This window comes from Psychrobacillus sp. (genome assembly GCF_056205495.1).
Genome location: NZ_JBAEAP010000314.1, coordinates 1 through 5,129, shown reverse-complemented (window position 1 = coordinate 5,129; position 5,129 = coordinate 1). Strand labels below are relative to the sequence as shown.

Genomic DNA, 5,129 nt, shown 5'->3' with positions numbered 1-5,129 from the left:
ACCTCACTTTCCTCCAGTAACAATCCTTCCGGTATTCTCAAATACCCACGCTGCATAGCAACTCGAACGACATTCACCATACTTCTACCGAGTAAGAGGATCTTTCTATTGTTTCTAATGCAAACGTCTACTATTTGCTGTACACGATGAACATTGGACGCAAAGGTCGTAATAAAAATTTTCCGCGTTGCCTTCCTAAAGGTTTCATCTAAATGCTCTTCTATAAGTTTCTCAGAAGGGGAGGAGCCAGGTCTCTCTGCATTCGTACTTTCAGAAAGAAGCAACAGCACACCTTCTTGTCCGATTGCCGCCATTCGATGAATGTCTGCCGCCTGTTTATCCACGGGAGTCCAGTCAAACTTAAAGTCTCCCGTATGAACGATTGTGCCTAATGGAGTTTGAAAAGTAATTCCTAAGCAATCTGGTATACTATGGCTTGTTCGGAAGAAGGTTGTCCGTATGGTACCGAGCCTTAAAACACTATCCTCATCTATCAAAAATAGCTTACTATCCCTAAGAATCCCATGCTCCTTTAACTTAATCTCAATTAGACCAAGTGTGAGGTTTGTGGCATAGACTGGCACATTCAGCTGCTTTAGAAAGTAAGGGATTGCTCCAATATGGTCCTCATGTCCATGGGTGACGATCAATCCACGTATTTTGCTTTCATTTTCCTGCAGATATGTAATATCAGGAATAATTAAATCAACACCTGGCAGACTTTCATCTGGAAACTTTCCACCACAGTCAATAATCACAATATCATCGTATGATTCAATCACATACATATTCTTTCCGATTTCATTTATACCACCAAGTGCAAATACAGATACGGCCGAATTTTTAGTAGTCAAAAAGATACCTCCCGATTCAATAAACTATTTTAAGTATGAACTTTAAACTATTATTTATGAGATAAATATCGAAAAAGGTAATATTTACTACTTTGTAAAATAAACAAATAATCAGTTAAAAACATATTGGCTAATATGTCACGTTGTGATATAGTCATGATGTGACATATTATAAAGAGGGTGGAGCAGCTTGGAGAAACTAATTAAGAAATACATACCGATGACGGAGACCGCATTTTATATCCTCTTTTCTTTGACAGAACCACGTCATGGATACGGAATTATCAAAAGAGTAGAAGAGCTGACAAATGGAAGGCTTCATCTAGGTTCGGGAACGATTTATGGAACGCTCACTAAAATGCAAAAAGATGAAATGATCACTGTCTTTTCAGATGAAAAAAGAAAAACAATTTATGAAATTACAGGAATAGGCAAACTGATTATGCGAAAGGAAATGGAGAGGTTACAGGAAGTGCAAAACAATATTTTGCTTTATAAGGGGGAGTTTGATGAAGACATTTAGATGGTTTTGGAGCTACCGTATACAATCGACCGAGAAATGGCTAGAAAGCATGGCTTTGAAAGGTTTTATGTTAAAAGATTTCAATAGATTCACACGTATATTTACATTTAATAAAACAACACCTAGGAAAGTAACCTATTCGATACAATACAAATCTTGCAGTTTACCCGATCGGTTACAAAAAGCCGGCTGGCGAGATCCATTAAAGGTGGGTAAATGGAGTATTCTCAAAAATGAAGCATCTCATGTTCCGTTTTATCCATCTAGCGATAGCTTGTTTAAACGGATTCGATTACATGCATATTTATTTTTGATCATATCCATCTTTTATTTATCCACAAGTCCCGTGAATTTCTTGATTTTAAAATCATTTGATGATAATAATCCTAACTTTGCATCTATTATTATTCCGTTACTTATATTATTACTATTAGCAAGTGTTACGATTTTTGTCTTTATATCCTATAGAGCATATGAAAAATATATGTTTAATCTTAACGAAGAGGTCAAAAATAGTAGAAAGAGAATAAGGAAAATCCGTTTAGCATGGATGTATCAACCGCTTCAAACTAAAAAGTGGTTAGATGAAATGCACAGGAAAGGCTATGAGCTTGATCGCGTATATGCTGCCATATTTACTTTTGTTCCTTCTAAGCATGAAAAAATAGCATATGAGGTTACTTTTGAGCCTAAGCTTAAATCCGATTATTATGCGCTTCACAAGGAAATCGGATGGAAGCTTAAGTATACGTCCAATATGTCCGTGCTGAATTACTCTATCTGGTCAATGCCTTATAGTGAGCTAGCACCTAAACCTTCGTTCACTTATGATATAGCAGAAAAACGACAGCAAATAAAAAAAGCATTTAAAATGAATATAACAATCACTCTATTCCTATTACTAGTTTTAGGCCAATCCTTGTATATGCAGTGGGTATTAGATATGCCTTCGTCTACATTTACTATTGTATTAAAGTACCTAATAACATTTATGACGTTTTTCTGGATTATTTTAACCACCAAAGTTATTATTGGATATAAAAAAGAGATGAACTTAATGAAGGAGTTTTAAAAAAGAATCCTAGCGATAGGGTTCTTTTCTTATTTCAGTTATAATAATTGAAACTTTCCAAATATTTAAACGTATGTATACTAGCGTGTAGAAGGAGAGGGTGTCATGCACTGGATTATGTGGGTTTTTTGGGGCTTCTTTTTAGGTATCATACTAGCTGCCTATCTTGTGGATCGTTTAGGTAGTAGAAAATATAATCTGGAGCATAAGAAAACAATGAACCAGGTAGCTGCCCAAGCCAACTCAGATAGAGAAGTAGAGAGGTATAACAATCAGTCATTTTAAAAGAATAAAAAGATAAGAAATTTGATTTTATGTAAACGAGAACTAAACCGGTTAATAAAGTAAAAGTTTAGGAGAAAATATGAAAACAATAAATACTAAACTAGAAGAAATAGACGCTTTAATAAATGGAGTTATAGAAGAAAAAGGAGTTGGAATTAGTGTCTCTATTGTTAAAAATGGGAAACTAATTTTTGCTAAAGGGTATGGATACGCTCAGCTGGAACCCACCCCTAAATTAATTGATGAAAATACGTATATGAGTATTCAGAGTGTAACTAAAAATTTTGTTGCAGTATGTATGATGAAATTAGTCGAAGAGGACTTGATTCAACTAGACAAGCCTATCGTACATTATCTGCCCTACTTTCGGACAAAAGAGAAAGACTCGAGTGATCATATCACAGTAAAGCAAGTATTAAGTCACACTTCTGGTTTTCCAGCTGATTTAGGGATAGCCAATTTGGTTGCGCCAAATGTAAGGGAGATTTATTCAGATACACCAACTGAATGGAGTGAGGCTTTAGCCCATTATCGGTTAAAAGAAGAAGAGGTAACTAGTATCCATAGTAGAGAGGATATCACTAGATGGTTTCGCAAGGTTGAGTTAGATTACCCTCCTGGACATACTTGGAACTATTGTACGGATGCTTATGTTATTTTAGGAGATTTGATAGAGAAGGTTACAGGTGAAAGCTGGGAATCCTTCCTTCAAAATCGGTTTATTACACCATTACAAATGAAGAGAACTACGGCAGATGTCCGTATCATAATGGACGATGACAATTATGCTAAATATTATATGGGGCCTGATAAAATTGAAACGCCTTATCCAACGAATTCATTGGCTGCTCCGATAGGCTTCCTTTACTCTACCGCAACAGATTTGGCAGCCTATATGTTGTTTCATTTGAACAAAGATTTTAACCAGTTACTTGACGTTTCTTCAAAAAAGGAAATGCAAAGTCGAGAGAGTCGCGTTTCCCAAGATTGGGATAACGAGACGAATACATGCTTTTATGGGCTAGGGTGGTTTATAGAGGATTATAAGGGCCAAACCATTGTAGAGCATGGCGGAGGGCAAATGGCAGTTAGAGCATTAATATCATTAATACCAGAGGAAAGTATTGGCATCGCCATTCTTTTAAACTTTGATAGTAGCGTCCATCGTGATATCAGTAGCAAGATCATAGATATCATGCTAGATTTATAGATTTTATTAATCGAATTAAATCATAGTTTGAATCTTCAACGTATATGATAAGTAGAAGGGGTGTTTGTTGATGAGTAGATATTCAATAGCTGAATTTATAAAAAGTACGGAGCAGGAAGATAAGGGAGAAGGCTTTTTTGAATTAGAAACGGAACGTCTACTGGAGGTTAATCTGGAGGGGCTAGTTTGGGCAAAGGCAGGATCCATGGTTGCTTATCATGGAAAGATTAAGTTTGAGCGTGAGGGCGTTTTTGAGCAGGGGATGGGTGCAATGTTCAAAAAAGCTTTAACAGGAGAAGGCGCCTCGCTTATAAAAGCAAATGGCCATGGTAAGTTATATCTTGCCGACAGTGGAAAGAAAATCATTATCCTTCATCTACAAAATGAATCGATTTTTGTAAATGGGAATGATTTGCTAGCTTTTGAGCCTACGATTAAGCATAATATTAAAATCATGAAAAAAGTGGCAGGAATGATGTCTGGGGGCTTGTTTAATGTAAAGTGTGAAGGAACTGGTTTAGTGGCTATTACATCTCATTACGAGCCTCTTACATTGCGTGTGACTCCAGGAAAGCCTGTTTTTACAGATCCTAATGCTACCGTGGCTTGGTCCGGTAACCTTCAGCCTGATTTCCAAACAGACGTCTCCTTTAAAACCTTCGTCGGTAGAGGTAGTGGAGAGTCGATTCAAATGAAGTTCCAAGGAGACGGCTTTGTTATTGTACAACCTTATGAAGAGGTATATTTCCAAAGGCAGAGTTAAGTGTTAGCAATATATTTCGAAAAAATTCAACATAATTAATGGCAAACAAAACGCTCAGAGTAATTCTGAGCGTTTTTTCATGTAATTCTTATCCTTGAATGATATTCGATAATAGATTCTTAAAACGGTAAGAACTACACCAATCATGAAAACAATAGCTAGTAAGAACATCGCAGCTGGAAAAAGACCAATTGCATTCATCGTGGTTGAACTATTATTTTGTAATGTGGGAACAATAAAAAACAACCATCCGATTAATAATGCTGGAACTATTTGAGGCATTAATCTAAGGACAAATCTCCATGCGGTTTGTTTTTTTCGTTCCTCAGACCATCTTTTACTCAGCAGAATACCTCTAATTCCTAATAACAAATAGATCATTGTAATAACTCCAAGTGATAAATCAATTATTTTAGATACTG

6 protein-coding genes and 1 pseudogene are annotated in these 5,129 nt (G+C 36.1%); 5 read left to right on the top strand and 2 right to left on the bottom strand.

What is annotated here, in order from left to right:
* On the bottom strand, nt 1–854 hold an 854-nt coding region (locus tag AC06OU_RS09180; RefSeq protein ID WP_475855345.1), incomplete at its 3' end, for a ribonuclease J.
* A gap of 220 nt (nt 855–1,074) precedes the next feature.
* On the opposite strand from AC06OU_RS09180, the gene AC06OU_RS09175 reads away from it, so the two are divergent.
* The 5 genes from AC06OU_RS09175 to AC06OU_RS09155 all read left to right on the top strand — a co-directional run bounded on the left by AC06OU_RS09175 (nt 1,075) and on the right by AC06OU_RS09155 (nt 4,707).
* Nucleotides 1,075–1,377: a PadR family transcriptional regulator gene (locus tag AC06OU_RS09175; protein ID WP_340885980.1), complete on the top strand. Its 303-nt coding sequence runs from the start codon at nt 1,075–1,077 to the stop codon at nt 1,375–1,377.
* Complete coding sequence (locus AC06OU_RS09170; RefSeq protein ID WP_475855344.1) at nt 1,364–2,449, top strand: DUF2812 domain-containing protein; 1,086 nt, start codon at nt 1,364–1,366, stop codon at nt 2,447–2,449. The genes AC06OU_RS09175 and AC06OU_RS09170 overlap by 14 nt, the downstream gene beginning before the upstream one ends.
* 105 nt (nt 2,450–2,554) lie before the next feature.
* Nucleotides 2,555–2,734: a hypothetical protein gene (locus tag AC06OU_RS09165; RefSeq protein WP_251553112.1), complete on the top strand. Its 180-nt coding sequence runs from the start codon at nt 2,555–2,557 to the stop codon at nt 2,732–2,734.
* A 79-nt stretch (nt 2,735–2,813) separates the two neighbouring features.
* On the top strand, nt 2,814–3,944 hold the full coding sequence (locus tag AC06OU_RS09160) for a serine hydrolase domain-containing protein (RefSeq protein ID WP_475855343.1): 1,131 nt from the start codon (nt 2,814–2,816) through the stop codon (nt 3,942–3,944).
* Between the two features lie 70 nt (nt 3,945–4,014).
* Nucleotides 4,015–4,707, top strand: coding sequence for an AIM24 family protein (locus tag AC06OU_RS09155; protein ID WP_475855341.1), 693 nt, complete (start codon nt 4,015–4,017; stop codon nt 4,705–4,707).
* 54 nt (nt 4,708–4,761) lie between these two features.
* On the opposite strand, the pseudogene AC06OU_RS09150 reads toward AC06OU_RS09155, so the two are convergent.
* Nucleotides 4,762–5,129, bottom strand: a pseudogene (locus tag AC06OU_RS09150) (hypothetical protein); the annotation flags it as partial.

Bases quoted from the DNA above. Each gene is read 5' to 3' on its own strand.
- AC06OU_RS09155 (WP_475855341.1), top strand. From the start codon at position 4,015: ATGAGTAGATATTCAATAGCTGAATTTATAAAAAGTACGGAGCAGGAA.
- AC06OU_RS09170 (WP_475855344.1), top strand. From the start codon at position 1,364: ATGAAGACATTTAGATGGTTTTGGAGCTACCGTATACAATCGACCGAG.
- AC06OU_RS09160 (WP_475855343.1), top strand. From the start codon at position 2,814: ATGAAAACAATAAATACTAAACTAGAAGAAATAGACGCTTTAATAAAT.
- AC06OU_RS09175 (WP_340885980.1), top strand. From the start codon at position 1,075: ATGACGGAGACCGCATTTTATATCCTCTTTTCTTTGACAGAACCACGT.
- AC06OU_RS09165 (WP_251553112.1), top strand. From the start codon at position 2,555: ATGCACTGGATTATGTGGGTTTTTTGGGGCTTCTTTTTAGGTATCATA.